Annotated in this window: 27 protein-coding genes; 15 read left to right on the top strand and 12 right to left on the bottom strand. The window is 68.5% G+C overall.

Annotation, left to right across the window (positions count from 1 at the left end):
* Positions 1 to 218: 218 nt before the first annotated feature.
* The 3 genes from ATO4_RS01870 (at position 219) to ATO4_RS01860 (ending at position 2,975) form a co-directional block, all read left to right on the top strand.
* The gene (locus tag ATO4_RS01870; RefSeq protein WP_083589674.1) at positions 219 to 968 is read left to right on the top strand and encodes an electron transfer flavoprotein subunit beta/FixA family protein; all 750 of its coding nucleotides are present in this window, start codon (positions 219 to 221) and stop codon (positions 966 to 968) included.
* Positions 969 to 1,092: 124 nt separating this feature from the next.
* On the top strand, positions 1,093 to 2,022 hold the full coding sequence (locus tag ATO4_RS01865) for an electron transfer flavoprotein subunit alpha/FixB family protein (RefSeq protein WP_083589673.1): 930 nt from the start codon (positions 1,093 to 1,095) through the stop codon (positions 2,020 to 2,022).
* Positions 2,023 to 2,093: 71 nt separating this feature from the next.
* A complete protein-coding gene (locus tag ATO4_RS01860; protein ID WP_083589672.1) occupies positions 2,094 to 2,975 on the top strand; it encodes a 3-hydroxybutyryl-CoA dehydrogenase in 882 nt (293 codons plus the stop codon).
* Positions 2,976 to 3,354: 379 nt separating this feature from the next.
* Here ATO4_RS01860 and ATO4_RS28040 read toward each other — a convergent pair whose 3' ends face one another.
* Together ATO4_RS28040 and ATO4_RS01850 are read right to left on the bottom strand one after the other, a co-directional pair.
* Complete coding sequence (locus tag ATO4_RS28040) at positions 3,355 to 3,477, bottom strand: AbrB/MazE/SpoVT family DNA-binding domain-containing protein (protein ID WP_210191007.1); 123 nt, start codon at positions 3,475 to 3,477, stop codon at positions 3,355 to 3,357.
* Between the two features lie 118 nt (positions 3,478 to 3,595).
* Positions 3,596 to 4,021 carry an organic hydroperoxide resistance protein gene (locus ATO4_RS01850; RefSeq protein WP_083589671.1) on the bottom strand — a complete coding sequence of 142 codons (426 nt, stop codon included), beginning with the start codon at positions 4,019 to 4,021 and terminating at the stop codon, positions 3,596 to 3,598.
* A 246-nt stretch (positions 4,022 to 4,267) separates the two neighbouring features.
* Here ATO4_RS01850 and ATO4_RS01845 point away from each other — a divergent pair, with 246 nt between their 5' ends.
* Positions 4,268 to 4,723 carry a MarR family transcriptional regulator gene (locus tag ATO4_RS01845; protein ID WP_083589670.1) on the top strand — a complete coding sequence of 152 codons (456 nt, stop codon included), beginning with the start codon at positions 4,268 to 4,270 and terminating at the stop codon, positions 4,721 to 4,723.
* Positions 4,724 to 4,748: 25 nt separating this feature from the next.
* On the opposite strand, the gene ATO4_RS01840 is transcribed toward ATO4_RS01845, so the two are convergent.
* The gene (locus tag ATO4_RS01840) at positions 4,749 to 5,450 is read right to left on the bottom strand and encodes a TlpA family protein disulfide reductase (protein WP_083589669.1); all 702 of its coding nucleotides are present in this window, start codon (positions 5,448 to 5,450) and stop codon (positions 4,749 to 4,751) included.
* A gap of 32 nt (positions 5,451 to 5,482) precedes the next feature.
* Here ATO4_RS01840 and argH point away from each other — a divergent pair, with 32 nt between their 5' ends.
* From argH to ATO4_RS01810, 5 genes are all read left to right on the top strand, one after another.
* Positions 5,483 to 6,886 carry an argininosuccinate lyase gene (gene argH / locus ATO4_RS01835; protein ID WP_083589668.1) on the top strand — a complete coding sequence of 468 codons (1,404 nt, stop codon included), beginning with the start codon at positions 5,483 to 5,485 and terminating at the stop codon, positions 6,884 to 6,886.
* Positions 6,883 to 7,251 (top strand): hypothetical protein, encoded by a 369-nt coding sequence (locus tag ATO4_RS26810; protein ID WP_139802188.1) that lies wholly within the window; start codon positions 6,883 to 6,885, stop codon positions 7,249 to 7,251. Before argH ends, ATO4_RS26810 begins: the two co-directional genes overlap by 4 nt.
* Before the next feature lie 4 nt (positions 7,252 to 7,255).
* Positions 7,256 to 8,530 carry a diaminopimelate decarboxylase gene (lysA, locus tag ATO4_RS01825; protein WP_083589666.1) on the top strand — a complete coding sequence of 425 codons (1,275 nt, stop codon included), beginning with the start codon at positions 7,256 to 7,258 and terminating at the stop codon, positions 8,528 to 8,530.
* Between the two features lie 227 nt (positions 8,531 to 8,757).
* Complete coding sequence (locus ATO4_RS01820) at positions 8,758 to 11,496, top strand: TIGR02302 family protein (RefSeq protein ID WP_083589665.1); 2,739 nt, start codon at positions 8,758 to 8,760, stop codon at positions 11,494 to 11,496.
* A 901-nt stretch (positions 11,497 to 12,397) separates the two neighbouring features.
* Entirely contained in the window at positions 12,398 to 13,762 is a 1,365-nt protein-coding gene (locus ATO4_RS01810) for an aspartate aminotransferase family protein (protein WP_083589663.1), read from the top strand.
* Positions 13,763 to 13,974: 212 nt separating this feature from the next.
* On the opposite strand, the gene ATO4_RS01805 is transcribed toward ATO4_RS01810, so the two are convergent.
* Positions 13,975 to 14,244, bottom strand: coding sequence for a hypothetical protein (locus ATO4_RS01805; RefSeq protein WP_083589662.1), 270 nt, complete (start codon positions 14,242 to 14,244; stop codon positions 13,975 to 13,977).
* A 387-nt stretch (positions 14,245 to 14,631) separates the two neighbouring features.
* Between ATO4_RS01805 and ATO4_RS01800 the strand changes: the two genes are divergently transcribed.
* Positions 14,632 to 15,207 (top strand): HupE/UreJ family protein, encoded by a 576-nt coding sequence (locus ATO4_RS01800; protein WP_083589661.1) that lies wholly within the window; start codon positions 14,632 to 14,634, stop codon positions 15,205 to 15,207.
* Positions 15,208 to 15,331: 124 nt separating this feature from the next.
* Positions 15,332 to 15,637, top strand: coding sequence for an urease subunit beta (locus tag ATO4_RS01795; protein WP_083589660.1), 306 nt, complete (start codon positions 15,332 to 15,334; stop codon positions 15,635 to 15,637).
* Positions 15,638 to 15,929: 292 nt separating this feature from the next.
* Here ATO4_RS01795 and ATO4_RS01790 read toward each other — a convergent pair whose 3' ends face one another.
* The gene (locus ATO4_RS01790; RefSeq protein ID WP_083589659.1) at positions 15,930 to 16,367 is read right to left on the bottom strand and encodes a hypothetical protein; all 438 of its coding nucleotides are present in this window, start codon (positions 16,365 to 16,367) and stop codon (positions 15,930 to 15,932) included.
* A gap of 271 nt (positions 16,368 to 16,638) precedes the next feature.
* Positions 16,639 to 17,061 carry a hypothetical protein gene (locus ATO4_RS01785; RefSeq protein ID WP_083589658.1) on the bottom strand — a complete coding sequence of 141 codons (423 nt, stop codon included), beginning with the start codon at positions 17,059 to 17,061 and terminating at the stop codon, positions 16,639 to 16,641.
* Between the two features lie 205 nt (positions 17,062 to 17,266).
* Between ATO4_RS01785 and ureC the strand changes: the two genes are divergently transcribed.
* Positions 17,267 to 18,979 carry an urease subunit alpha gene (gene ureC / locus ATO4_RS01780; RefSeq protein ID WP_083589657.1) on the top strand — a complete coding sequence of 571 codons (1,713 nt, stop codon included), beginning with the start codon at positions 17,267 to 17,269 and terminating at the stop codon, positions 18,977 to 18,979.
* 106 nt (positions 18,980 to 19,085) lie between these two features.
* Here ureC and ATO4_RS01775 read toward each other — a convergent pair whose 3' ends face one another.
* Together ATO4_RS01775 and ATO4_RS01770 are read right to left on the bottom strand one after the other, a co-directional pair.
* On the bottom strand, positions 19,086 to 20,273 hold the full coding sequence (locus tag ATO4_RS01775) for a GGDEF domain-containing protein (RefSeq protein ID WP_083589656.1): 1,188 nt from the start codon (positions 20,271 to 20,273) through the stop codon (positions 19,086 to 19,088).
* A complete protein-coding gene (locus ATO4_RS01770; protein ID WP_139802187.1) occupies positions 20,270 to 20,782 on the bottom strand; it encodes a hypothetical protein in 513 nt (170 codons plus the stop codon). Before ATO4_RS01770 ends, ATO4_RS01775 begins: the two co-directional genes overlap by 4 nt.
* 369 nt (positions 20,783 to 21,151) lie before the next feature.
* On the opposite strand from ATO4_RS01770, the gene ATO4_RS01765 reads away from it, so the two are divergent.
* From ATO4_RS01765 to ureG, 3 genes are all read left to right on the top strand, one after another.
* On the top strand, positions 21,152 to 21,595 hold the full coding sequence (locus ATO4_RS01765) for an urease accessory protein UreE (RefSeq protein WP_083589654.1): 444 nt from the start codon (positions 21,152 to 21,154) through the stop codon (positions 21,593 to 21,595).
* A gap of 93 nt (positions 21,596 to 21,688) precedes the next feature.
* Positions 21,689 to 22,360 (top strand): urease accessory protein UreF, encoded by a 672-nt coding sequence (locus ATO4_RS01760; RefSeq protein WP_245308510.1) that lies wholly within the window; start codon positions 21,689 to 21,691, stop codon positions 22,358 to 22,360.
* Positions 22,357 to 22,989, top strand: coding sequence for an urease accessory protein UreG (gene ureG / locus ATO4_RS01755; protein ID WP_083589653.1), 633 nt, complete (start codon positions 22,357 to 22,359; stop codon positions 22,987 to 22,989). Before ATO4_RS01760 ends, ureG begins: the two co-directional genes overlap by 4 nt.
* Positions 22,990 to 23,016: 27 nt before the next feature.
* Here the strand turns inward: ureG and bchE are convergent, their stop codons facing one another.
* The 4 genes from bchE to ATO4_RS01735 all read right to left on the bottom strand — a co-directional run bounded on the left by bchE (position 23,017) and on the right by ATO4_RS01735 (position 26,452).
* The gene (bchE, locus tag ATO4_RS01750; RefSeq protein ID WP_083589652.1) at positions 23,017 to 24,558 is read right to left on the bottom strand and encodes a magnesium-protoporphyrin IX monomethyl ester anaerobic oxidative cyclase; all 1,542 of its coding nucleotides are present in this window, start codon (positions 24,556 to 24,558) and stop codon (positions 23,017 to 23,019) included.
* Positions 24,559 to 24,619: 61 nt separating this feature from the next.
* Positions 24,620 to 25,339, bottom strand: a complete 720-nt coding sequence (locus ATO4_RS01745; protein WP_083589651.1) for a di-trans,poly-cis-decaprenylcistransferase — start codon at positions 25,337 to 25,339, stop codon at positions 24,620 to 24,622.
* A 146-nt stretch (positions 25,340 to 25,485) separates the two neighbouring features.
* Complete coding sequence (locus tag ATO4_RS01740; protein ID WP_083589650.1) at positions 25,486 to 25,848, bottom strand: transcriptional regulator; 363 nt, start codon at positions 25,846 to 25,848, stop codon at positions 25,486 to 25,488.
* Positions 25,838 to 26,452: a hypothetical protein gene (locus ATO4_RS01735; protein ID WP_083589649.1), complete on the bottom strand. Its 615-nt coding sequence runs from the start codon at positions 26,450 to 26,452 to the stop codon at positions 25,838 to 25,840. Before ATO4_RS01735 ends, ATO4_RS01740 begins: the two co-directional genes overlap by 11 nt.
* Between the last annotated feature and the right edge of the window lie 66 nt (positions 26,453 to 26,518).

Here is a 26,518-nt window from a genome sequence, read left to right as displayed (position 1 = left end):
CTGCCGAGGCGAATCGCCGGGCGTTGGCCGTCGCCGCGGCCGCCGGCACGGGTCGCACCGATGCCCGGGAAGGGCGAAATCCTGATGGCGGGCCTAGTTTCCCGCGATCGCAGTGGCGGTGACGACCGCCTCCGGCTTGCCAAGCCGCCCCGCTTTGCGCGAAGAGTGCCGCAACAAAATCGTCGCTTGAAAGACACCTCGAAGGAGACAATCCGCCCATGAAAGTTCTCGTCGCAGTCAAGCGGGTGGTCGACTACAACGTGAAGATCCGCGTCAAGTCGGACGGCTCGGGCGTCGAACTCGCCAACGTCAAGATGTCGATGAACCCGTTCGACGAGATCGCCGTCGAGGAGGCGATCCGCCTGAAGGAGGCCGGCACGGCGACCGAGGTGATCGCCGTGTCCGTCGGCCCGCAGCAGGCGCAGGAGACGATCCGCACGGCGCTCGCCATGGGCGCGGACCGCGGCATCCTGGTCAAGACCGACCAGCCGACCGAGCCGCTCGCCGTCGCCAAGATCCTCAAGGGCGTCGTCGAGGCGGAGAAGCCCGACCTCGTCATCGTCGGCAAGCAGGCGATCGACGACGACTGCAACCAGACCGGCCAGATGCTGGCGGCGCTGCTCGGCTGGAGCCAGGGCACCTTCGCCAACGAGGTCCGGCCGGCGGACGGTCGCCTGACGGTGAGCCGCGAGGTCGATGGCGGCCTGCAGACCGTGGATCTGAAGATGCCGGCCGTGGTGACCACCGATCTTCGCCTCAACGAGCCGCGCTACGCCTCGCTGCCGAACATCATGAAGGCCAAGAAGAAGCCGATCGACGAGAAGAGCCCCGAGGACTTCGGCGTCGACATCGCGCCCCGCCTCGAGGTGCTGAAGACCGAAGAGCCGAAGAAGCGCGAGGCCGGCGTCAAGGTCGCCTCCGTCGACGAGCTCATCGACAAGCTGAAGAACGAGGCCGGCCTGTTGTGACGCTAGAGCGGGCGGCCGCCGCGCCGCCTGCCTTGCCGCCTGAGGCGGCACCCTTGCACCGACCGGACGAAGCGCCCGACGAGACCCGACGACACGGGATACCGGGCTACCCGAGGACAACGACATGACCACCCTTCTGATCGCCGAGCACGACAACCAGACCCTGTCCGAGCAGACCGCCAAGGCGCTGTCCGCCGCCTCCATGCTCGGCGGCGACGTGCATGTGCTGGTGGCCGGACAGGGCGCCGGCGCGGTCGCCGAGGCTGCCGCCAGGCTGGGCGGTGTCGCCAAGGTGCTGAGCGCCGACGATGCGGCCTATGCCCATCATCTCGCCGAACCCATGGCCGATCTCGTCGTCAAGCTCGCCGAGGGCTACGACGCCATCGTCTTCGCCGCGACGACCACCGGCAAGAACGTCGCGCCGCGCGTCGCCGCGCTCCTCGACGTCATGCAGGTCTCCGACGTCACCGCCGTGATCGCGCCCGACACCTTCGAGCGGCCGATCTATGCCGGCAACGCCGTCCAGACGGTGAAGTCGAAGGACGCCAAGAAGGTGATCACCGTGCGCACCTCGGCGTTCCAGGCGACGGGCGAGGGCGGCTCTGCCGAGACCGCCTCCGTCGAGGCGGCGGGCGATCCGGGGCTTTCCCGCTTCGTCGAGGAGAAGCTCGCCCATTCGGAGCGCCCGGAGCTGTCGGCGGCCAAGATCATCCTCTCCGGTGGCCGGGCGCTCGGCTCGAAGGAGAAGTTCGACGAGTTCATCCTGCCGCTCGCCGACAAGCTCGGCGCCGCCGTCGGCGCCTCGCGCGCCGCGGTCGACGCCGGCTACGCGCCGAACGACTGGCAGGTCGGCCAGACCGGCAAGGTGGTGGCGCCCGAGCTCTACATCGCCGCCGGCATTTCCGGGGCGATCCAGCATCTCGCCGGCATGAAGGATTCCAAGGTCATCGTCGCCATCAACAAGGACGAGGAGGCGCCGATCTTCCAGGTGGCCGACTACGGCCTCGTCGGCGACCTGTTCCAGATCCTGCCGGAGATGAAGGACAAGCTCTGAGCCCGTCTGCTTGATCGCCGGTGCGGCCAAGCCTATGCTGCGGTGCAACAAGACCCTGGGAGAGAGCGAAAATGGCGTCTGAAATCAGAACGATCGGTGTCGTCGGCGCGGGCCAGATGGGGGCGGGGATCGCCCATGTCGCGGCGCTCGCCGGTTTCGACGTCAAGCTCTACGACATCGCCGAGGATCGCGTGGCCTCCGGCCTGCAGCGCATCGACAAGTCGATGGGCCGCCAGCTGGCATCCGAAAAGATCAGCGAGGCCGACAAGGCCGGCGCGCTCGCCCGCATCGCCGGCACGACGAATGTCGCCGATCTCGGCGACCGCGACCTCGTCATCGAGGCGGCGACCGAGGACGAGACGGTCAAGCGCAAGATCTACCGGGAGGTCTGCCCGCATCTGAAGCCGAGCGCGATGCTGGCGACGAACACCTCGTCGATCTCGATCACCCGGCTCGCCTCCGCAACCGACCGCCCCGAGCGCTTCATGGGCATCCACTTCATGAACCCGGTGCCGGTGATGAAGCTGGTCGAACTGGTGCGCGGCATCGCCACGGAGGAAGAGACCTTCGAGGCGGCCAAGGTCTTCGTCGGCGCGCTCGACAAGGCGATCACGGTATCGGAGGACTTTCCGGCCTTCATCGTCAACCGCATCCTCCTGCCGATGATCAACGAGGCGATCTACACGCTCTACGAGGGCGTCGGCTCGGTGACGTCGATCGACACGGCGATGAAGCTCGGCGCCAACCATCCGATGGGCCCCCTGCAGCTCGCCGACTTCATCGGCCTCGACACCTGCCTGTCGATCATGCAGGTGCTGCATGACGGGCTGGCGGACTCCAAGTACCGGCCGTGCCCGCTCTTGGTGAAATATGTCGAAGCCGGCTGGCTCGGCCGCAAGTCCGGCCGCGGCTTCTACGACTATCGCGGCGAGGAGCCGGTGCCGACGCGGTGAAGGTCAGGGAACGCGATACACGAACTCTCTCATCCTGAGGTGCGAGCCCGCTCGCAGAGCGGGGGAGCCTCGAAGGGCGAGGGAGCGGGACGCCGCTCTGCGATGTCGGGCCGTGCGGTTGGGCGAGTTCGTCGTGCCGCTTCCATGATGAACGCCGCGACTTCGGGAGCCGCCCCCTCGCCCTTCGAGGCTCCTTCTCGCTTCGCTCGGCGTCGCACCTCAGGATGAGGGGGCTCACGTCACCGCCTGCCGGCCCAAGCGTCTGCGATGATCTCGTTCAATTCCTCGATTGTTGGTGCAGGCCCCGTCGCAAGATGGCTCAGCTTGCCGAAGGCGTCTTCGATCCGAGCAGTCCGGGCTTGAGTTTCGGCCTTCAGGATCAGCTGCCGCCAACGTCGAGTTCTGCTTCGATCTCCTCACCGGGCTTAACGCCCAAAGGGTCGAGCAATTCCCGGTCGAGGGTGACTTCGCCCGTTTCGGTGACGGTCAATGTGATCGGCATGGCGCTGTCTCCGATACTCCGGAAATCTACGACGGAAGCGCGTAGCCGGCCACAAGCGCGTGACGGCGCGGCACCCTCGTGAGTGCCGCGCCGTCGATGACAGGTGTTTTGAGGAGGCTCAGGCGAGCGTCAGGCCGACGTCGACATTGCCTCTGGTGGCGTTGGAATAGGGGCAGACCTCGTGCGCCGCGGCCATGAGCTTTTCGCCGGCCTCCCGGTCGACGCCGGGGAGGGTGGCGGTGAGATTTGCGGTGATGCCGTAGCCGCCTTCCGAGCGGGGGCCGAAGCCGACTTCGGCGGTGACCGTCGCATCGGCGGGAACCTTGACGCCGACCTTGGAGGAGACCGCCTTCATGGCGCCGAGGAAGCAGGCGGAATAGCCGGCCGCGAACAGCTTTTCGGGGTTGGCGCCGACGCCGCCGGGGCCGCCCATCTCCTTCGGCACGACGAGCTTCACGTCCACCGAGCCGTCGTCGGAACGGGCGGCGCCGTCGCGGCCGCCGGTCGAGGTGGCGGTGGTCTTGTAGATGACATCCACGGGCATGTCGGGATCTCCTTGTGAGCTGCGATATCGTTTATCGCGATAAGCAATATCTAGCTCCAACCGCGTCCTGTGTCGATAAACATTATCGTGATAATTAATCGTGCGAGGTGCCATCGTCCCCGCTGCGTCCCATATGGCATGGCGGCTGGACCGGTTTCTCGCCACCGCCTCCAGGCAGCCGCCCTCCAGCCGCGACGAGACGCCGAGACCGAGACACCGAGACAGAGACACCGAGACCGAGACATCATGACGGACACTGGCCTGCCCCTCGACGACCATCTGTGTTTCGCCCTCTACGGTGCCTCGATGGCGATCGGGCGGCTTTACAAGCCGGTGCTGGACGAGGCCGGAATCACCTATCCGCAATATCTCGTCCTCGGCACGCTTTGGGAGGAGGACGGCCTGACCATCGGGACGATCGCCGAGCGGCTGGCGCTGGAATCCAGCACCATCACGCCGCTGGTGAAGCGGCTCGAGGCAGCCGGCCTCCTGACCCGCCAGCGCAATCCGAGGGACGAGCGGCAGGTTCTGGTGACGCTGACCGGGGAGGGCCGGGCGGTGCGCAGCGTCACGCGCCGGATCGGCGAGCGCCTCGTCGCCGCCTCGGCGATGTCGCCGGAGCGGCTGCAGGCGCTGAACGGCGAGGTTCGGGCGCTGCGCGACGCGGTGGCCGCGGCGGCCGATCAGCCGCGCCAGCGGTAGGATCAGCCGCGCCTGCGGTAGACTGTCAGGCCCCCAGCCTGGCAGCCTCCTTGTCCGTCCCCGTCGCTGCACCCAAGCCCGTCACCGCCTCGATCAGCCGGATCGCATCGGGGCTCGCCCATTCGGCGGGGCCCGCGACGACGGCCCGAGCGCAGCCGTCCGGCGCGACGATGAGCGAGACCGGCAGGCCGAGGGTGAGGCCCTTGGACTTCAGGTCGTTGAAGGTCGAGAGCGAGCCGTCGTGATAGAGCGGCAGGGTGGAGAGGTTCGTCTCGGCGTAGAACTGCTTCGGCTTGGCGATGTCGCCCATGTCGACGCTGATCGGGACGACGGCGAAGTCGTCGCCGCCCTTCGTCCGTTCCAGCGCGTCGAGCGCCGGCATCTCGGCCCGGCAGGGGCCGCACCAGGTCGCCCAGACATTGACGAGGAGCGTGCGTCCGGCAAAGTCGGCGAGGGAGACGGTTTTGCCCGCCTCATCCTGGAAGGCGATGGTCCTTGCGTCGAAGGACGTTTCCAGCGCCCGCACCGCCGCGACCTCGCCGCTCGCGGTCGCGTCGATCGCCGCCGTGAACCGCTCGTCCAGCGGGCAGGACGAGGCGACCGCGTTGCCAGACCCGGTTTCGCTCACGTATAGCACGCCGACGCCAACCGCGATGCCGAGGACCAGCGCCAGACCCGCGATCGCGGCGAGGCGCCTGCCAGACCCCCTGGAACGTTCCTGCGTCATACTTCGATCACTCCTTCGTCCAGACGGTACCGATGAGCCAGAAAACCAGCAACGAGATGTGGGGCGGACGCTTCGCCTCCGGCCCCGACGCGATCATGGAGGAGATCAACGCCTCGATCGATTTCGACAAGCGGCTTTACCGCGAGGACATCACCGGTTCCAAGGCCCATGCCGAAATGCTCGGGGCGCAGGGCATCATCGCCGCCGAAGATGCCGCCCTGATCGTCGATGGTCTGGCGAAGATCGAGGCCGAGATCGAGGCCGGCACGTTCACGTTCTCGCGACGGCTCGAGGACATCCACATGAATATCGAGCAGCGGCTGGCCGAGCTGATCGGCCCGGCCGCCGGCCGGCTGCACACGGCGCGCTCGCGCAACGACCAGGTGGCGCTGGATTTTCGCATGCATGTGCGGGCGGCTTTCCAGGCGCTGGAGGTCAGCCTCGGCGACTTCATCGCCGCGCTGCTCGACAAGGCCGAGGCCCATGCCGACACCGTGATGCCGGGCTTTACCCATCTGCAGGTGGCCCAGCCGGTGACCTACGGCCATCATTGCCTCGCCTATGTCGAGATGGCGGCGCGCGACCGCTCGCGCTGCCGCGACGCGCTGAAGCGCCTCGACGAGAGCCCGCTGGGCGCGGCGGCGCTGGCCGGCACCGGCTTTGCCATCGACCGCCACAGGACGGCCAAGACGCTCGGCTTCTCGACGCCGACGCGCAATTCCCTCGACACGGTGTCGGACCGCGACTTCGCGCTGGAGTTCCTGTCGGTCGCGGCGATTTGTGCCACCCATCTGTCGCGGCTCGCCGAGGAGATCGTCATCTGGTCGACGCCGCAATTCGGCTTCGTGAAGCTGTCGGACGCGTTTTCGACGGGCTCCTCGATCATGCCGCAGAAGCGCAATCCCGACGCCGCCGAGCTGGTGCGGGCCAAGCCCGGCCGGATCAACGGCGCGCTGGTCTCGCTCCTGACGGTGATGAAGGGGCTGCCGCTGACCTATTCCAAGGACATGCAGGAGGACAAGGAACAGGTCTTCGACGCGATCGATTCGCTGGCGCTGGCGCTGGCTGCCGCGACCGGCATGATCCGCGACCTCTCCGTCAATGTCGACGCGATGCGCAAGGCGGCCGGCCACGGCTTCTCGACCGCGACGGACCTTGCCGACTATCTGGTGCGCGAGGCGGGGCTGCCCTTCCGGGAGGCCCATCACGTGACCGGGCGGGCGGTCTCGCTGGCGGAGAGCTCCGGCCTCGGCCTGGAGGACCTGCCGCTGGACGTGCTCAAATCCCTCGACAGCCGGATCGATGCGAGCGTCTATGCGGTGCTCGGGGTCGATGCGTCGGTGAGGAGCCGCAAGAGTTTCGGCGGCACCGCGCCCGACAATGTCCGCGAACAAGTGTCCTACTGGCGACAGCGCCTCGCAACCGAGGGAAATTGAGCCATGAGCGGATGCTTTTGCGGCGGGAAACCGCTATCACCGTGCCGATGATCGGCCAGGGCGCGGGGAGCGCGCGGCATCCGGCAATGAGAGAGCGATCCGTGAAACTGCTATCTGCGAGCCTTGTTGCCTTGAGCCTTCTGGCCGGGTGCGGCGTGAAGAACCTGCCGGTCGGCCCGACCACGGGAGAGGTGCCGCCGGTCGTGGCGACGTCGCAGAGCCGGACCAATAGCCGCGACACGGCCGGGCTCCTGAAGCCGACCTCCCTGACCGCCTCGAACAAGAACCTTTCGATCAGCGCCGCCGAGGTGTCGCGGAACAAGGTTCCGCCGAAGCCCTTCGTCCTCGATCCCCTGCTGAATTGACGCCATGAACCATTTCGAATTCCGGGACGGCAGGCTCCACGCCGAGGACGTGCCGGTCGAGACCATCGCGGCCGAGGTCGGAACGCCGTTCTACTGCTACGCGACGGCGACCCTCGAGCGGCACTACCGCGTCTTCGCCGGCGCCTTCTCCGACATCGATGCGCTGGTCTGCTACGCGGTGAAGGCGAATTCCAACCAGGCGGTGCTGGCGACCCTGGCAAGGCTCGGCGCCGGCGCCGACGTCGTCTCGGGCGGCGAGCTGATTCGGGCACTGCGGGCGGGCATTCCGGCAGAGAAGATCATGTTCTCCGGCGTCGGCAAGACCGTCGCCGAGATCGACGTCGCGCTGGCGTCGGGCATCTTCTGCTTCAACGTCGAATCGGAGCCCGAGCTCGAGGCGATCTCGGCGCGGGCGAGCGAGGCGGGGCTGACCGCCAACGTCTCGTTCCGGATCAATCCCGACGTCGATGCCGGCGGCCACGCCAAGATCTCGACGGGCAAGAAGTCCGACAAGTTCGGCATCGCCTACGACCGCGCCGAAGCGGTCTACGAGCGGGCGCGGGAGCTGCCCGGCATCGCCGTCACCGGCATCGACATGCATATCGGCAGCCAGATCGAGGCGCTGGAGCCCTTCGACCGGGCCTTCGACCGCCTCGCCACCCTGGTGCGCACGCTGCGCGGCAAGGGCCATCCGATCAGCCATGTCGATCTCGGCGGTGGCCTCGGCGTTCCCTACCGGCGCGACAACCAGCCGCCGCCGGAGCCGCCGGCCTATGCCGAGATCGTCAAGCGGCACGTGCGCGACCTCGGTTGCCAGGTGGTGTTCGAGCCGGGACGGCTGATCGCGGCCAATGCCGGGATTCTCGTCTCGCGGGTGATCTATGTGAAGGAGACCGAGGGCAAGACCTTCGTCATCCTCGACGCAGCGATGAACGACCTGATCCGCCCGACCCTCTATGACGCCTGGCACGACATCCTGCCGGTCAACGAGCCGGCGGGCGCGGACCGCTTCACCGTGGATGTCGTCGGCCCGGTCTGCGAGAGCGGCGATTTCCTCGCCAGGGACCGCGACATGCCGCGGGTGAAACCCGGCGACCTCGTCGCCGTCTCCTCGGCCGGCGCCTATGGCGCCGTGCAGTCCTCGACCTACAACACCCGGCCCCTCGTCGCCGAAGTGCTGGTCAAAGGCGGGGCCTATGCGCTGGTGCGGCCGCGCCAGACCATCGACGAGCTTGTCGGTCTCGACCGGCTGCCGGACTGGCTCGACGGCTCGCAGTAGGGCACACGCCCATGGCCGGCGGCCGGCGACCGGTCAGGTCGCCTGATCCGGACGGTCCGGGCACCGCCCGCTGCGGCGCGCCAGCCTGCGGTCGACGCCCCGCGGCATCCTGATCCGCCGCCCGCAACCCTCTGACCGCACGGCCTCTTCACAGTCCCGTCAGGCGCCTCCACTTCGCCTCAAATCCTGCTAGGGTTGGTGCTTGATGGCGCAAGACGGGGCAGGGCATGGCTGAGAGCGGCGCGGCAGACAAATGGCAGCCGACCCGGGGGCTCGGATGGACGCGCCGGGCGACCTTCGCCGCGATGCTGCTCGAGCGCTCCTGGCCGGCGATCCTCGGCTTTGCCTGCGCCGCGGCGCTGTTCGTCTCGCTGGCCTGGTTCGGCCTCTTCCGGATGATGCCGGACCTTCTGCGTCTCGGCGTGGTCGGCCTGATCGCGATCCTGGCGATCCTGTCGCTGGGCATGCTCGCCGTCGGCCCGCGCCGGCTGCGTCTGCCCTCCGGTCTCGAGGTCGACCGGCGGATCGAATCGACCAGCCGCCTCCATCACCAGCCGCTGCGCACCCAGGGCGAGCGCCCGGCGAGCGACGATCCCTTCGCGCAGGCGCTGTGGCGCGAGCACCAGCGGCGCATGGAGCGCGAGCTGAAGCACCTGTCCGGCGGCGCGCCCGAGACCCGCAGCGAGCGGCTCGATCCCATCGGCCTGCGGGCCGTCGTCGCGCTGTTGCTGGTGACGGCCTTCGGCTTTTCCTTCGGCCCGGATGGCGGGCGAATCGGTGACGCCTTCCTGCAGCCGGTGACGGAAGCTTCCGCCGGCCGCCGCGTCGATGCCTGGGTGACGCCGCCGGCCTATACGCGGCGCGCGCCGATCTTCCTGTCGGCCGCCGACACCTCGCCGGTCACCGTCCCGGAAGGCTCGGTGTTCTCCCTGCGCATCAGCGACGGCGACAATGTCGAGGTGACCTTCCAGCCGACGCGCGAGGGCGCTCCGGCGAGCGAGGTTCCCTCGACGGCGGAGGTTGCGGCCGCCAGGGCCGCCGCCGAGGCTGCGGCACGGCCGGATCAGGGCGACACGCAAGCGGCTGCGGGCGAGGCGGGGACGACGACCGCCACGGACGCCGGGACCGGCGCCAGGACCGAAGCCGATGCCGAGCCGGCAGCGGGCGGCCCGCGCGACTACGAGTACACGATCGCCGAGGGCGGGTCGCTCGACGTCGCGACGGGCTTCTCCTCGCTCGGCGCCTGGCGCTTCGACGTCGTTGCGGACAACGATCCGACGATCGCCTTCACGCAGGAGCCGAGCGAGGCCAAGAACGGCGCCCTGCAACTCGCCTATGAAGCCGCCGACGACTACGGCGTGCGCAAGGCGCGTGGCGAGATCGCCCTGGAGGGTGCCGGAGCAGCTGGCGCGCGCCCGCTCTATCCCGCGCCGGAGATCCGGCTGTCGGTGCCGCGGCGCGGCAACGGCAAGAACGAGGCGAAATCCAGCGTCGACCTGACGGAGAGCCCCTATGCCGGGGCCAAGGTGGCCCTGACGCTTCTCGCCGAGGACGATGCCGGCCAGACCGGACGCTCGGAGACCAAGACCATCACGCTGCCCGAGCGCCGCTTCCTCAATCCGCTGGCCAAGGCCGTGGTCGAGCAGCGGCGCATCCTCGCCCTCGACGCCAACCGGGCGCCGCGCGTCGTCGACATGCTCGACGCCGTGACGCTGCGCGGCGACGAGTTCATCCCCAACCCGTCGGACTATCTCGCGCTGAAGGCCGTGCGGACCCGGATCGCCACCGCCCGCGACGACGACACGCTGCGATCGGCCGCCGACTTCATGTGGGAGATCGCCCTCGGCATTGAGGACGGCGACCTGTCGCTCGCCGAGCGCCGCCTCAGGGACGCGCGGGAAGAGCTGGCCGAGGCGCTGGAGAACGGCGCCTCGAACGAGGAGATCGACCGGCTCATGCAGGAGCTGCGCGAGGCGATGCAGGAATACATGCAGGCGCTTGCCGAGCAGATGCAGAACATGCCGCCGATGAGCCAGCAGGAGATGCAGGCGCAGAACCTTCAGGAAATCCGGCCGCAGGATCTGCAGAAGATGCTCGACCGGATCGAGGATCTGGCGAAGTCCGGCTCGAAGGACGCCGCCCAGCAGCTCCTGTCGGAACTGCAGCAGATGATGGACAACCTGCAGGCCATGCGGCCCGGCCAGCAGCAGCAGGGCCAGCAGGGCCAGCAGAACCCGATGCAGCAGCAGATGAACAAGATGGGCGAGCTGCTGCAACGCCAGCAGCAGCTGCGCGACCAGACCTACGACCTCGGGCGCCAGCAATACCGGCGCCAGCAGGAAGGCCAGCAGCAGCCGGGCCAGCAGGATCAGCAACAGCAGCAGCAGGGTGAGCAGGGCGAGCCCCAGCAGGATGGCGGCCAGCAGCAGGGCGGCGAGATGACCGCCGAAGAGATGCAGGAGATGCTGAAGGAGCTCCAGAAGCAGCAGGGCCAGCTGCAGCAGGAGCTGGAGGCCATGGGCAAGGAGCTCGAGGGCATGGGCATGCAGCCCTCCCAGGAGTTCGGCGAGGCCGGCGAGGAAATGGGCAACGCCGAAGGCTCGCTCGGCCAGGGCCGCGACGGCGAGGCCTTCGGCCACCAGGGCAAGGCGCTGGAAGCCCTGCGGCGCGGCGCCCAGGACATGATGCAGCAGATGCAGCAGGCGATGCAGCAGGGCCAGCAGCCCGGGCAGGGCCAGCAGGGCCCGGGCTTCGGGGGGCGGCAGAGCAACCAGTCGAGCCGCGACCCCCTCGGCCGCCAGCGCAACACGCAAGGGCCGGACTTCGGTCAGGACGTCGGCGTGCCCGACGAAATCGACACCCAGCGCGCCCGCCGGATCCTCGACCAGATCCGCAAGCGGCTCGGCAATCAGCTCTCGCCCCAGCAGGAGCGGGAGTATCTGGAGCGGCTGCTGCAGACGCCGTGAGCGGGTGACGCGCCACGTGCGAGCGGCGCGTGGTGAAGGGTTTGGGTTTGCCGGTTCGCTGGGGAGGCGCCTCAGGGAGCAGCCGGGTTCGACGCTTCCTCGGTATGGGCTCCCGGGGCATGTTTTTCAGCAATGGCTCGGCAGAGTTCATTGAGCAGGATCGGGTGTCCGAGGCGCTGCTCTTGGATTCTCGGCACGGGCCCTACAGCGTTCACACATCCCAAGAAGTTCCTCCAAGACAGTATCTTGCGATTGAGATTGGAGACGCCGGGGGCGGAGAAAAGGAAGGCTCCAGCCCCAACGCCTCGTCATTCTCGGGCCCCGTCCCGAGAATCCAGGGGTCGTCGGGCGCGTTGCGCTTCAGCTGCAGAAGGCGGCTTCAGCTGCAGAAGGCGGAGGCGGGGATATCGCGGCGGCTGCCCCTGGATTCTCGGGACGGGGCCCGAGAATGACGAAACCGCGGGGTTTCGCCAACCCCTTCAACGGTGACACCGCTTGGCACCGACTTGCCAATGAAGCCCTTGAGAGATGTGTGAATCTTGGAGAGACGGGGGCCGAGAATGACGACGTGTTGAGGCTGGCGCCTTCTCTCTTCGCGCCCAGGCGTCTTCGATTTCCATCGTAAGGCGCTGATCTGGAGGAACGTTTCGACACACGCGAATGTGTCGGCACGGGGGCGAGACTGACGAGGCCGCGGGTTTCGACGCCACGCCGTTCCTGTCGGCGCCCTTGCGATCCCATGGCAGCGGCTGCGGGCCTCGCGCACCCGGGCCATGGCGGAGGGGCCGGCGCGGCCCTATAAGTCGATGCGACGGGTCGCGCCGGCGCGCCGACCCTCCCCGGACGCGGCCGAGCACCGCGCGACGCTCCGGGTTTGCCATCCTCCCCGGGAGTTTTGTCGATGACCCTGCAGCCGAACTCGATCGAGGCGCGCGACGTCGCCTATCACATGCACAGCTACACCAATGCCCGCCGCCACGAGGAGGTCGGTCCGATCGTCATCGAGAGCGGCGAGGGGATGCATGTCACCGACACCGACGGCAAGCGCTACATCGAGGCGATGGCGGGGCTGTGGTCGGTGGCCATCGGCTTCGGCGAGAAGCGGCTCGCCGACGCCGCCAGCCGGCAGATGCAGAAGCTGAACTACTACCACACCTTCACCCACAAGTCGCATGTGCCGGCGATCGAGCTCGCCGAGAAGCTGATCGCCATGGCGCCGGTGAAGATGTCGAAGGCCTATTTCACCAATTCCGGCTCCGAAGCCAACGACACCATGATCAAGCTGGTGCGCTATCGCTCGAACGCGCTCGGCCAGCCCCTGAAGAAGAAGATCATCAGCCGGATCAAGGGCTACCACGGGGTGACGCTGGCCTCCGCCAGCCTGACCGGCCTGCCGAACAACCACCGCTCCTTCGACCTGCCGATGGAGGGCATCCTCCACACGACCTGCCCGCATTACTGGCGAGAGGGCCACGAGGGGGAGAGCGAGGAGGATTTCGCCAGCCGCTGCGCCGCCGACCTCGAGGCGCTGATCATGGCCGAGGGGCCGGAGACGATCGCCGCCTTCATCGGCGAGCCGGTGATGGGCGCCGGCGGCGTCATCGTGCCGCCGAAGACCTACTGGGAGAAGATCCAGGCGGTCCTGAAGAAACACGACATCCTGCTTGTCGCCGACGAGGTGATCTGCGGCTTCGGCCGCACCGGCCGGACCTTCGGCTCCGAGACCTACGGGATCGAGCCGGACATCATGACGCTGTCGAAGGCTTTGTCCTCGTCCTACCTGCCGATCTCGGCGCTGCTGATCAACGACCGGGTCTACCAGCCCGTCGCCGACGAATCCTCCCAGATCGGCACCTTCGGCCATGGCTACACGGCCTCGGGCCATCCGGTCGCGGCGGCCGTCGCGCTGGAGAACCTCGCGATCATCGAGGAGCGGGGGCTGATGGAACACGCGGCGGAGATGGCGCCGTATTTCCAGGCGCAGCTGGGCACGCTCCTCGACCACCCGCTGGTCGGCGAGGTGCGGGGCGTCGGCCTGATCGCGGCGGTCGAGCTCGTCACCGACAAGGCAGCGAAGAGCTCCGTGCAGCCGGCGGGCGCGCTGGCGGCGAAAGCCTTCGGCTTCATCCAGGCGAACGGCGTGATCCTGCGGGCGATCGGCGATGCCCTGGCCTTCTGCCCGCCGCTGATCGTCGAGCGCGAGCATGTCGACACCATCGTCGCGGCGACCCGCAAGGGACTCGACGAACTGCAGGCGACGCTGTGAGCGACGCATCGGCCCAGACATGAGCCCCGGACACGGGGCTCCAAGACAAGGGGCCCAAGCAATGGGGCGAGGGCGCGCGCCGTGCGCGCCCGGCAGGACCGGCACGTGAGTCCTGAAAGCGCCGGCATCGATCTGAAATGTTGCCCTGACCGACCGGCGGGATGATCTCCACAAGGGGAGAATCTGCGGCACGGAGGGGGTCGGCTCCGACCTCAGTGGGAGGCGGTCTCGAGCGTCTTCATCGACGGGCCACCCGGCTCGGAGGGCGAGCCGGCGTCGGCCATCATCCGATCGGCCGACGGCTCGCGGCCCAGGAAGCGGTAGCCCTGTTCCACCAGGGAATAGTAGGCGGGGCCGGTCTCGCCGCCAATGGTGACGACCCGGACGATCAGCGGGTGGCTCTCGCCGGCCGGGGCGGCGAACCCGGCAACGGCAGCTGCGACGCTCAAAGCGATGAGGCCGCAAACGGTGCGACGGCTCATGGATTGCTCCAACCTGTTGCGGAAAGCTGCTCCGATCATTGGCGTCGGCGCTTTGCGCTTTCCCTAGCGTTAATGTGTCGCCGAGGCGACCTCATGGCAATAGAACGAAAATGTGAGCGCCGGGTTTCCCCGGGGGCGCGGGCCGGGTCCCCACAGGCCGATCCGGCGATATCCACAACCGCTGGAGGGCAGATTCGTTCGGCAGGATGAACGAAGTCTGTGCAGCTGCGAAAAAGCCTTTGACAGCGGCGGCAGCCGACAACATCATCGCCGGCACCCGTGGCCCGGCCGTCTCAGCGGCCGAGGCAACGGGATCCATGACGCAGACATCGACGGCTGGGGCGCGACCCAAGTCGGGGCGCCGGTCGACCAATCACGAGGGACTTCATGCCGAAACGCACTCTTCTTGCCGCTGCCGCGGTTCTCGCGACGCCGCTGCCGGCCTTCGCCCATCTCAACCCGGCCGAGCACGGATCGCTGCTCGCCGGCGTTTCGCATCCGCTGACCGGCCTCGATCATATCGTCGTGATGCTGCTCGTCGGCGTCTGGGCCGCGACCTTCAAGGGCGCCGCCCGCCTCGTGATTCCCGCGGCCTTCGTCGTCATGATGCTGGTCGGCTTCGGCCTCGCCATGGCCGGTGTCTCGCTGCCCCTCGTCGAGCCGGCGATCCTCGCCTCCGTCGTCGCCATCGGTCTCCTGATCGCGCTGGCCGTGCGGATCCCGGCGGCGGGCGCCGCGGCGATCGTCGGCCTGTTCGCCGTCTTCCACGGCCATGCCCACGGCTCCGAGCTCGGTGCGGCCGGTGCGCTGTCCTACGCCTGCGGCTTCGCGCTGGCGACGGCGGCGCTGCATCTCGGCGGGCTCATGCTCGGCTCGACCGCGGTGCGCCACGCGCAGCCGATCGCCATTCGGGCGGTCGGTCTCCTCGGCGCCGCGGCCGGCCTGATGCTGTTCGCAGCCTGAGGGGGCGAACACCGTCCCGCGCCGGCATGATCGGCGCGGGATACGTTCGGTGGATCCAATCTGCCGGGTCAGATGCCAGCCCCCAGGGCCCGTTTTCGTTCCGCGATCGGAAGGACCGTCATCCATGATTCCCGGCGAAGTCATCACCATGGAAGGCGAGCTGACGCTCAACGAGGGGCAGGAACCCGTTGCGCTCACCGTGTCGAACACCGGCGACCGGCCGGTGCAGGTCGGCAGCCACTATCATTTCGCCGAGACCAATCCCGCCCTGCAGTTCGATCGCGAGACGGCGCGGGGCATGCGCCTCGACATCGCCGCCGGCACCGCCGTGCGCTTCGAGCCCGGCCAGACGCGGGACGTGACGCTGGTTCCCCTGCGCGGCGCGCGCAAGGTGTATGGTTTCAATGCGAAGGTGATGGGCGCGCTGTAGGCGGCGGCGACGCGGGGCATTCCGCGTCGGTTGTCGGAAGGGTGGCCTTGGCTGCGACGCTGCGGCGTTTTCCCGGGCCATGTCTCTGCACCGTCACGAGGTGCAGCCAAGACGCTCGCCTGTGTAAGTTTTGCCAGCAGGATCACGTGTTTGCAGCCCTGTCCTGGATTGTCGGGACGGGGCGGTTCGACGCGCCTTCGGAGGCTTCGGCCGACTCTCGCCGGCCGTGCGCAGCGGGGCGACGCGCACCCGCCGCCGACCGTGTGGATCCTGGCGCGCCGGGGACGCGCGGTCAGTTGCCGGCGGCGTCCGGCGTCGCGCTGGGTGCTGCGTCGAGGCCGGCCCTGATGGCTCCGAGATCGATCCCGACCTTGGGGGAGGGGAGCCTCGGCATCGGCCCCGGGTTCGGCGCGAGCTGCAGCGAATAGTCCGAGCTGTTCGAGAGGCCGCCATCCGAGCCGAAGGTCGTGGCCGAGGACGTGCCGATGTTGCCCGAGCGGGCGATGGCGTCGACGTTGGAGCTGTTGATCGTCGCGTCGCCTTCCGTGGCGCGGAGCTGGGTCGAATCCGGCGAGGCGGTGTTGCCGGACTGGATGCCGCTGCCGATCGAGGAGGATCCGCCGATCGACGAGGATCCTGATCCGATGCCCTGGGCGGCTGCCGGACCGGCAATCGTTGCTGCCGCGATCAGACCGGCGATCGCGAGGCGGCGGATGGTCTTCGTGGACATGGCATGTCTCCATCGAGTGCGAGGCTTGATGCTGCCGACGGCCGCGCCTCTGTCAAGACGACCGTTCCGGGATGCTCGCGGGGCCGGTCGCGCCGAATCATGACAGGCCCTGCGTCCGACGATGCCAGCTTGTCGATACTGCCGGGCGGATGCTGCCGGAATGTGTCGCTGGCACAATCGCACGGCATGCGGCTGGTTCCCATCCGCTCCGGCCTGCGTGGGGCAGCCCGCCGCTGGCACCGTAGCCCAGCGTGTCAGGCGGGGCATCCCTCTATTTCCGGATGACGGCGCGGCTGCCCGATCCTCGTGTGCGGTCGCGGGTGACCTCGCTCGATCCGATGGCGTTCGGTCCGCTGCGCGCGAACTCGCCGGCGCGGCCGGGATCGAGGCCCGGATCGCCCTGCCGGGCGCGCCGCTGGATCGATCCGGCCTCGCTCGAGCCGCGCGGGATCCGCGGATGCAGGTAGCTGTCGTCATAGGGGCGGCCATAGTAGCGCTCCTCGACCGTGTCGCCGAACACCGGCGCGTTGGGCACGCTGCGCGACTGCAGCTTCGGCGGCGCGCCGCCGATCCGCATGCCGGAGACCGAGGAGCCGGGCACGCTGAATTGCGGCCCGGGATCGTAGGGCTGCGCCAGAGCGGGGGCGGTGGCGGCTGCGGCAGCGAGTGCCGCGATGAGAGCGAGGTTGCGCATGGCTGGTCCTTTTCGAGGGATATGGTCCCGGACGCCGACTGAAACCAGTCGCTCTCTCTCGAAGACGGGTCGCGGACGAGCGTCGGCGATCACGGCAGATGAGTGAAGACAAGCTTTCGCGACCGACATATGCTGGTTGCGCTGCAGCGCGGTCCGCGCCGTGCCTGCGAGCCGAAGTCCCGCCGGTATCCACGAGAGAGACGCCATGCCCGCCCAGATCTCCCGCGCTTCCTATGCCGCCATGTTCGGCCCGACCACCGGCGACAGGGTGCGGCTCGCCGATACCGAGCTGTTCATCGAGGTCGAGAGGGACCTGACGACCTATGGCGAGGAGGTGAAGTTCGGCGGCGGCAAGGTGATCCGCGACGGCATGGGCCAGTCGCAGCATTCGCGGGCGGACGGCGCGGTGGACACGGTGATCACCAACGCGCTGATCCTCGACCATACCGGCATCTACAAGGCGGACATCGGGCTGAAGGACGGGCGCATCGCCGCCATCGGCAAGGCCGGCAATCCCGACACCCAGCCGGACGTGACCATCATCGTCGGCCCCGGCACCGAGGCGATCGCCGGCGAGGGCAAGATCGTCACCGCCGGCGGCTTCGACAGCCACATCCACTTCATCTGCCCGCAGCAGATCGACGAGGCGCTGTTTTCCGGCGTCACGACGATGCTGGGCGGCGGCACCGGCCCGGCCCACGGCACGCTGGCGACAACCTGCACGCCCGGGCCGTGGCATCTGGCACGGATGATCCAGGCGGTCGATTCCGTCCCGATGAACATCGGCTTTTCCGGCAAGGGCAACGCCTCGCTGCCGGCCCCGCTGGTCGAGATGATCGAGGGTGGTGCCTGCGCGCTCAAGCTGCACGAGGACTGGGGCACGACGCCGGCGGCGATCGACAACTGCCTGTCGGTGGCTGACGACCACGACGTCCAGGTGATGATCCACACCGATACGCTGAACGAATCGGGCTTCGTCGAAAACACCGTCGACGCCTTCAAGGGCCGGACGATCCACGCCTTCCACACCGAAGGCGCCGGCGGCGGCCACGCACCGGACATCATCAAGGTCTGCGGGCTGGAGAACGTCCTGCCGTCCTCGACCAACCCGACCCGGCCCTACACGGTGAATACCCTCGAAGAGCATCTCGACATGCTGATGGTCTGCCACCATCTCGACGCGTCGATTCCCGAGGACATCGCCTTCGCCGAAAGCCGCATCCGCAAGGAGACGATCGCCGCCGAGGACATCCTCCACGACATCGGTGCCTTCTCGATCATCGCGTCGGACAGCCAGGCGATGGGCCGGGTCGGCGAGGTGATCATCCGGACCTGGCAGACGGCGGACAAGATGAAGCGCCAGCGCGGCCGGCTGCCGGAGGAGACCGGCGACAACGACAATTTCCGGGCGAAGCGCTATGTCGCGAAATACACGATCAACCCGGCCATCGCCCAGGGGATGAGCCGCGAGATCGGCTCGATCGAGGTCGGCAAGCGGGCGGACATCGTTTTGTGGGATCCGGCCTTCTTCGGCGTCAAGCCGATGATGGTGCTGATCGGCGGGATGATCGCGGCGGCGCCGATGGGCGATCCGAACGCCTCGATCCCGACGCCGCAGCCGGTGCACTACCGGCCGATGTTCGGCGCGTTCGGCAAGGCGGTCGGCGCGACGGGCGTCACCTTCGTCTCGCAGGCCGCGATGGACAGGGGGCTGAAGGCCGCGCTCGGCTGCGAGAAGACGTTCTTGGCGGTGACCAACACCCGCGGCGGCATCGGCAAGTCCGCGATGATCCACAATGCGGCGACGCCGCGGATCGAGGTCCACCCGGAGACCTACGAGGTGCGCGCCGACGGCGTGCTTCTCACCTGCGAGCCGGCGAGGGAACTGCCGATGGCCCAGCGCTATTTCCTGTTCTGATCCGCAGTTCCGGCAACGGGGAAGAAGAGGGTGTTGCGCGACGGAGCGCCCCGGGCGGTTCTGCAGGCCGGAACGGGGATCGGGATGCCGGTGAGGGCGCGCGGCGTCAGACCTGCTCGAGCTGCCTCGACGCAAAGACGGGCGCGTCTTCATTGGCCATCGGAAGCGGATCGGCAGAAAGGTGGCAGGGGCAGTCTTCCGCCGAAAACGTCTGTCCGTCGCCGCCCTTCCGCTTCGAGACATACATCGCGCGGTCGGCCTGGGTCATCAGTTGCTCGATGTCCGGAACCGACGCCACTTCGCCGACCGCAATGCCGATGCTGAGGGTGACCCTGGCGAAACCGGTCGTCCGGGAGGCATGGTGGAACGCGCGCGTGATCGCGGCGCACTGACGGCGGGCCCTTTGCCGGGCATCGTCGCCCGTGAACATGACGACGAATTCGTCGCCGCCGAGCCGGGCCGCCAGCGTGCCGGGCCCCGCCTGATCCCTCAAGACATCCGCAAGCCTGCGCAAGAGATCGTCGCCGGTGGCATGGCCGAGCTCGTCGTTCACCTGCTTGAACTTGTCGACGTCGACGAGGGCGAGCGCCATCGTCACGGGCCGCGCATTGCCCGGCAGCCAGTTCTGGATGGCCGCCCGGTTCGGCAGCCCCGTCAACACGTCCGTCACGGCGATCTCCCGGAGCTGCCGCTTGCGGCGGAAGACCAGCAAAAGCATGGTGAAGCCGCTCAGGCACAGAAGCACGAGGTTCACGCTGAGCCATGCCATCGTGCGTGACAGGACGCCCTGCTCGCGCTCGAAGAGCAGCGTCTGTCGGACATTGGCCAGGGAGGCGAGCTGCGTGAACTCGCGGACCGAGCGATCGAGATGCGTCAGCGCCTTGATGCCGTTGTTGGTCTCGCCGAGCGAGGCGATCAGCGGTTCGATCGTGTTCAGCGTCCGGTCGAGATTGCGGGAGGCGACAGCCGCTTCCGGAACGTCGATCGGTCCGACGGCCACCGGGATGGTCGAGACGCGGCTCTTGACGATCGCCCAATGCAGCCTGGGCGGGGTCGAGGAGGTGTCGTCGACGAGGGCGTTGCCGATCGCCGCCTGCAGCCGAAGGATCTCGACCTGGGTGCGGGCGTAGACATAGGGCAGGTCGTAGCTGGATATCCTCAGGATTTCCCGCTGATTGCGCTGGATCTGCATGCTCGTCAGAACGGCCAAAGCCGCGAGCATGCAGGTCGCGATCAGCAACAGTCCGACGGCGCGGTCGAGGCTGTGGGGGGCTTTCAGCCAACGCCTGATCATGAAAGCCGGATTTCTGCGATCTGCCAGATGCACAGGCCGTAGTGGCGCTTGTCCTGCAGGGCCGGCCGGTCGTCGAAGGGGAAGATCAGGAGGGCAGGCCCCTTGTCGGCGACGGGCAGGAAGGCGCCGTCCTGGCGGATGGCGAGGATGGCGCCGTCCGCGACGAGTGATGCGACGTCGGCCGCGACGAGATAGGCGTCGAGCGCCGCGATCTCCACGCGCTCGAAGGTCCTGTCAGGATCGAAACTCCGCAGCAACGCCGCGATGGACGGGCCTTCCATGCGCCGCGGCGTCGTCATGAAGGGAGCCGTCGTCTCGAACCGCGTCTGCTCGATGCGGGCGAGGTCGTTCCGGCTCAGCGCCATCGTCCTGCCGCCGCCGTCGGTGACCGTGACCATGGGAGTCGCCGGATCGTCGATGTCGCCGGCGGCCAGCGCAGGCGGAGCGACGGCGCAGAGCGCCGTCGCCGAGATTCCCGTGAGCATGGCGCGTCGGCTGATCGATTGCACTCCGATGGCTCCCTGACGCCGTTGGTTTCGAGAAGCAACTTCCTCCACTCGGGCTAACTTTCCGTAAAGCTCACTGCTACCTTTCATGGTGCTCGTCGCATGGGGTCAGACTGCACTCGGCCTGTCATTTTCTTCTTCAATGACTTGAATAGATAAGGTGAATCGCGGTTTGAGGAGGGCCCGTTTGCTTGCCTGCCTTACATTCGCTGCGAGGCGGCGCGCGGGGGAAGGCGGTCTCGTCGCCCCTCCAGCGCCAGGAAGGGTTGCGGGCCCTGGGAAACAACGCTTCCGCTCGCCCTGCCTCGGCACTAGGTTGCGCGAACGGAGCCGCGACGTCCCTCGCGAGACTCGGGATCGAAGGAAAGCTTCATGATCGTCGGAAACAGCGTCGTCAGGCAGGGCGAGTGGTCGGATCCGGCCGATACGATCACGCTCGACGAAACCGCCCGCCATCGCCGCCGCATGGCGATGGTCTCCGACGGCGGCATCGCCTTCCTGCTCGACCTGCCGGAGGCGACACTCCTGCTCGACGGCGACGGCATCCTGCTCGACGACGGCCGGGTGATCGGCGTCAAGGCCAAGCCGGAGCCGCTCTATGCGGTCCGGGCCCGCGATACCGCCCATCTCGTCACGCTCGCCTGGCAGATCGGCAACCGCCACCTTCCGGCGCAGATCTTCGCGGACCGGCTGCTGATCCGCCGCGACCCGGTGATCCGCACGATGCTGGAAGGCCTCGGCGCCGCAGTCGAGGAGACCGAAGCGGCGTTCGATCCGGAAGGCGGCGCCTATCACGCCCATCACCATGACGGCTGAGGCGGCGTGGTGAGGGGCGCCGGCCTCGAACGGGCAGATCTGCAGCAGACAGCGGTGGCGCGAGGACGCGATCCCGACGCCTGCGACGGCGCCATGGATCTCGCGACCCTGATGACGCTGTTTTCCCCGGCCTTTCCGACCGGCGGCTTTGCCTATTCCCACGGGCTCGAGGCGGCGGTGCGGGAAGGGCGGGTCGCCGATGCGGGCGCGGTTCGCGGCTGGGTGGAGGTGCTTCTTGCGCGGGGCAGCGGCTGGAACGATCTCGTCCTCATGGCGCAGGCGCACCGCGCCGCGGCTGACGGCGACAAGGAAGCGCTTGCCGGCCTCGCGGAGCTGGCAACGGCCCTGTCCGGCAGCGCCGAGCGGCGCCGGGAGACGCTGACCCTCGGCGCGGCCTTCCTCGCTGCCGCGCGGCCGTGGATCCGCGCGGAAGGCGCCGGCTGGCCGCTCTCCGGCGAAGGCGCGGAGATGCCGCTGCCGGTGGTGGCCGGAGCCGTCGCCTGCCATGCGGGTCTGCCGCTCGCCGGCAGCCTCGTCGCCTATGCCCACAATCTTTCGGCATCCCTGGTGTCGGCGGCGGTGCGTCTCGTTCCCCTCGGGCAGAGCGAATGGGTGACGGTGCTGCGCGATCTGTCCCCGGCCGTCGTGGCGAATGCCCGGCGCGCCGCCGGATCGGCGCTGGACGAGCTGGGGTCGGCCGCCCTAGTCTCGGACATCGCCGCGATGCGGCACGAAACGCTCTCAACGAGGCTCTTTCGTTCATGACATCCAGGAATGGCCCGCTCAGGGTCGGGATCGGCGGCCCGGTCGGCTCCGGCAAGACGACGCTGACCGAAAAGCTCTGCAAGGCGGCGCGCGAGCGCTGGTCGATCGGCGTCGTCACCAACGACATCTACACCCGCGAGGACGCCGAGGCGCTGGTGCGGATGCAGGCGCTCGCCGCCGACCGGATCATCGGCGTCGAGACCGGCGGTTGCCCGCATACCGCGATTCGCGAGGATGCCTCGATCAATCTCGCCGCGATCCGCGAGCTCAACCGGCGCCATGCCGGGCTCGACCTGATCCTCCTCGAATCCGGCGGCGACAACCTCGCCGCCACCTTCTCGCCGGATCTCGTGGATCTCTCGATCTACGTCATCTCGGTCTGCCAGGGCGACGACATTCCGAGGAAAGGCGGCCCGGCGATCACCCGCTCGGACCTCCTCGTCGTCAACAAGACCGATCTTGCCCCTTATGTCGGCGCCGACCTCGACCGGATGCGCGCCGACGCCGACAAGGGCAGGGGCAGCCTGCCGACGGTCTTCGCGGACCTTTCGCGGGGCGCAGGTCTCGACATGATCGTCGACTTCCTGGCCGCCACCGGCGGACTTCCGCGGCTGGAACGGGCCGCCTGACCAGCGACCCGGCCGGCCGATCGGCGATCAGGCCGCAGCCTCGCGCGCTGCCTGCGCTTCGACCGGCCTTGGGGCAGTGACGGCGCGCGTCATCGCATACTCCTCGCGATCCTGCGCTGCGCCCCAGAACTGCGCGAGCGTCGGGCCGGCGGCGGTGCGGGGCCTGCGGAAGAAGAAGCTGACGATCTCGTAGGGCCACACCCGTCTTCCCATCTGGGCGTACCAGCGCATCGCGTGGCGCAGGTCCGGATCCTGGTGCAGATAGGTCCGCATCAGCGCCTTCGGCCGGCCCTGCAGCACCGCCTCGGTGAGCTTCACCCACAACAGCACCCGCCAGGCCGGGATCGGCGTTGCCAGCACCTGGTGCTTGTAGTCCCAGCGCCGCCGATCGGTCTGGACGACCCGGCGCCCGGCGGCGAGGCGGAAGAACGGCGTCCAGCGGTGCGGCGTGACGTAGAGCAGCTGGATCTGGTCGGGATCGTAGGAGAGGAGCTGCCGCAGCCCGCGCCAGAGGTCCCGGTCCCGCTCCTCCTCGAAGCCGACCACCCAGGTCGCCATCGACAGGATGCCGTTCTGGCGCAGCAGCCGGATCGCCTCGCGGTCGGTGGTGGTGGTGCCGCCCTTGCGGATGAGCTGAATGGTCGCCTCGTCGGTGGTTTCCAGCCCGAGGAGGAAGCGCTGCCAGCCGGCCCGCTTGTAGAGGGGCAGGATGTCGGCGTCGCGGACGATGTCGTCGGCCCGGGTCGAGCCGACGAGGACGACGTCCACCTCCTCGGCGATCAGCGCTTCGAGAAACGCCTTCCAGGCCTTCTTCGACACAGTCGGATTCTCGTCGGCGAAGTTGAACACCTTCACCCCGTGCTCGCGGTGGAGGCGGGCGATCTCGCTGGCGAAACGGATGGGATCGCGGTGGCGCCACCGCGACCAGAAGCCCCGCTGGCCGCAATAGTTGCACAGATGCGGGCAGCCGCGGGAAAACTGCACCACCACGGCGCGGAGCCCGCCCCAATAGCTGTAGCGGGCATGGTCGATCAGTTCCCAGCCGATGCGGCAGGCGTCGAGATCGGCGATGACGGCAGCGGGCGCGGTCGCGACCGGGCTGGATTCTCCCTGGAAAGCGATGCCGGGAACGGCGATCAGCGGCGTTTCGTCTTCCAGCGCGCGCATCAGCCGGCGCGCCGTCTCCTCGCCTTCGCCGCGCACGATCGCCGTGACCCAGGGCTCGTCCTCGAGGATCTCCCGCCAGTGATAGGTCGGGAAGACGCCGCCATAGACGATGGCCGCCCGTGGCAGGAGCACCGACACGCGCTGCGCCACCTCGGTGATCACCGGATGGCCGGAGGTCGAGCCGGAGTGACCGAAGAGCACCGCGTCCGGCCGGGCCTCGACGATCTCCGCGACCAGCCGGGCGATCGGCATCGGGCCGAATTCGGCGTCGATCAGCCGGACCTCGTGGCCGTCGTCGATCAGCGGACCGCCGATCGCGAGCAGCCCGAGCGGCGGCAGGTGATCGTCGGGAATGCGGCTGCCGATGGCGGGATGGGGAACGTTGACGAGGACGATGCGCATGCGGGTTCCTTCCGAGGGATTTTCGGCGAGCAGGTCGTGCGGCGAGGGGGCGGGAGACGTCTCAGGCGGCGCGGGTGAGGCCCGGGGCGGCGGCGGCGGGTCCGGCGAGGCCGCCGAAGCGGCGCTGGCGCCGGGAGAATTCGCGCATCACGCCGGCGAGATCCGCGGGCGAGAAATCCGGCCACATCCGCCCGGTGAAGAAGAGTTCGGCATAGGCGCTCTCCCAGAGCAGGAAATCGCTGAGGCGCTTCTCGCCGCCGGTGCGCAGGAGGAGGTCGAGATCCGGCGCGCCGTCGCCGGTGACGAGCCGCGCAAAGGCCCGCTCGGTCATGGCGCCGTGGCCCTCGCGGGCGGCGGCCAGGAGGCGCTCGCGGGCGGAATAGTCGAAGGCGATGCGCAGATGCAGCCGCTGGCCCTTCGCCGTCTCAGCCTCGCTCCTCGCGATCAGCCGGGCGAGCTTCGGGCCGATCCGGTCCCGCCTGCCGACGACGGACAGCCTGATGCCCTGTCTTGCGAAGGCGCTCGTCTCGTCGCCGAGATAGCCTTGCATCAGCGCCATCAGACCCGCGACCTCCGTCTCCGGGCGGCGCCAGTTGTCGCTGGAGAAGGCGTAGAGGGTCAGGGTGCCGATCCCATGATCCGGCGCCGCCTCGACGATCGGACGGATGGCGGAGACGCCGGCCTCGTGGCCCTTGCCCCGCGGCAGGCCGCGGGCGGTCGCCCAGCGGCCGTTGCCGTCCATGATGATGCCGAGGTGAAGGTTTGGCAGATTACTTTGCATTGTAAAGCTTTCGGGCAGGAGGAGACGCGTGTTGGCGGTCCGGCAGCGGAATGCCGCCGGCGGTCTGGAGGGATGATGGGCGCGTCACGCGCGCTCGATGGTTGGCCTATTCGGGGCCGCCCCGGCATGCGGGACTGCCCGGGACGTCAGGCCGGCCTTGGCCGGGCCGCAGCGTCGGGTTCCGGCTCGCTCGCTGCCGCCGCGTCCCGCATCACCTTTTCGAGGATGGCGAGATAGTCGAGGAAACGCTCTCGTCCCTCGGCCGTCAGCCGGCAGGTGGTGAGCGGCCGCTTGCCCTCGAAGCCCTTGTCGATGGCAACGAGGCCGGCCTCCTCCAGCACCTGGAGATGCCGGGAGAGATTGCCGTCGGTGAGGCCGCAGAGGCGCTTCAGCTCGCCGAAGGCGATCGGTTTACGGCGGCTGACGAGGGAGGTCATGATGCCGAGCCGGGCCTTTTCGTGGATCACCCGGTCGAGACCGTCATAGGCATAGGGGGCTTCAGGCGGCATCGTCGTCTCCCGAGGCGCGATGGACGATCGCCGCCAGCAGGAACTGGCCGACGGCGAAGGGAAGGCCCATCATGAAGGGCGAGATCGCCCCTTCCGGTGCCGCCAGCATCAGGACGACGCAGCCGGAGACGAAATACCAGCCGCCGGCCAGCATCGCTCCGCGCGGCAGCGAGGGGACCGCGGCGAACAGGCCGAGGCTGACGAACAGCGCCCAGACGCCGGGCAGCAGCCAGATCGCCTCTGGGGCGAAGCGGCCGAGAATCGCGGCGAGCGCGGCTCCGGCGGCGCCTGCCGGCAGGAACTGCTGGATCGCCTGATGGATCATCTGGTCGGCCATGCCGCCGTGATGGCGGCGCGAGCGCACGATGACCTCGGCGCCGACGAGGCTGACACAGACCACCGCGACGACGATCCAGGTCAGGAAGAATCCCAGCGGGTCGGTCACGGCGTCGACGCCCGACAGGTGCTGCCAGAGCGCGCAGCTAAGGGCGAGGATGCCCGTCAGGCCGAGGGCGTGGGGGCCGAACCCGCGGAACGTCGTCGTCGCGGCGATCCGGCTGCGGATGTCGGCAATGTCGATGAGGGCCTTCTCGACGTCTCGCATGGTCGATCTCCCAAGTGCTTTATAATGCAAAGTACACGCTGTTGCCGAGCTTGGCAAGCGCTTCGA

Origin of the sequence: Aurantimonas sp. 22II-16-19i, from assembly GCF_002088275.1 — a bacterium.
Classification (GTDB): Bacteria; Pseudomonadota; Alphaproteobacteria; order Rhizobiales; family Rhizobiaceae; genus Jiella.
The sequence above is the reverse complement of the archived record's forward strand: the minus strand, read 5'-3'. Positions and strand labels throughout refer to the sequence as shown.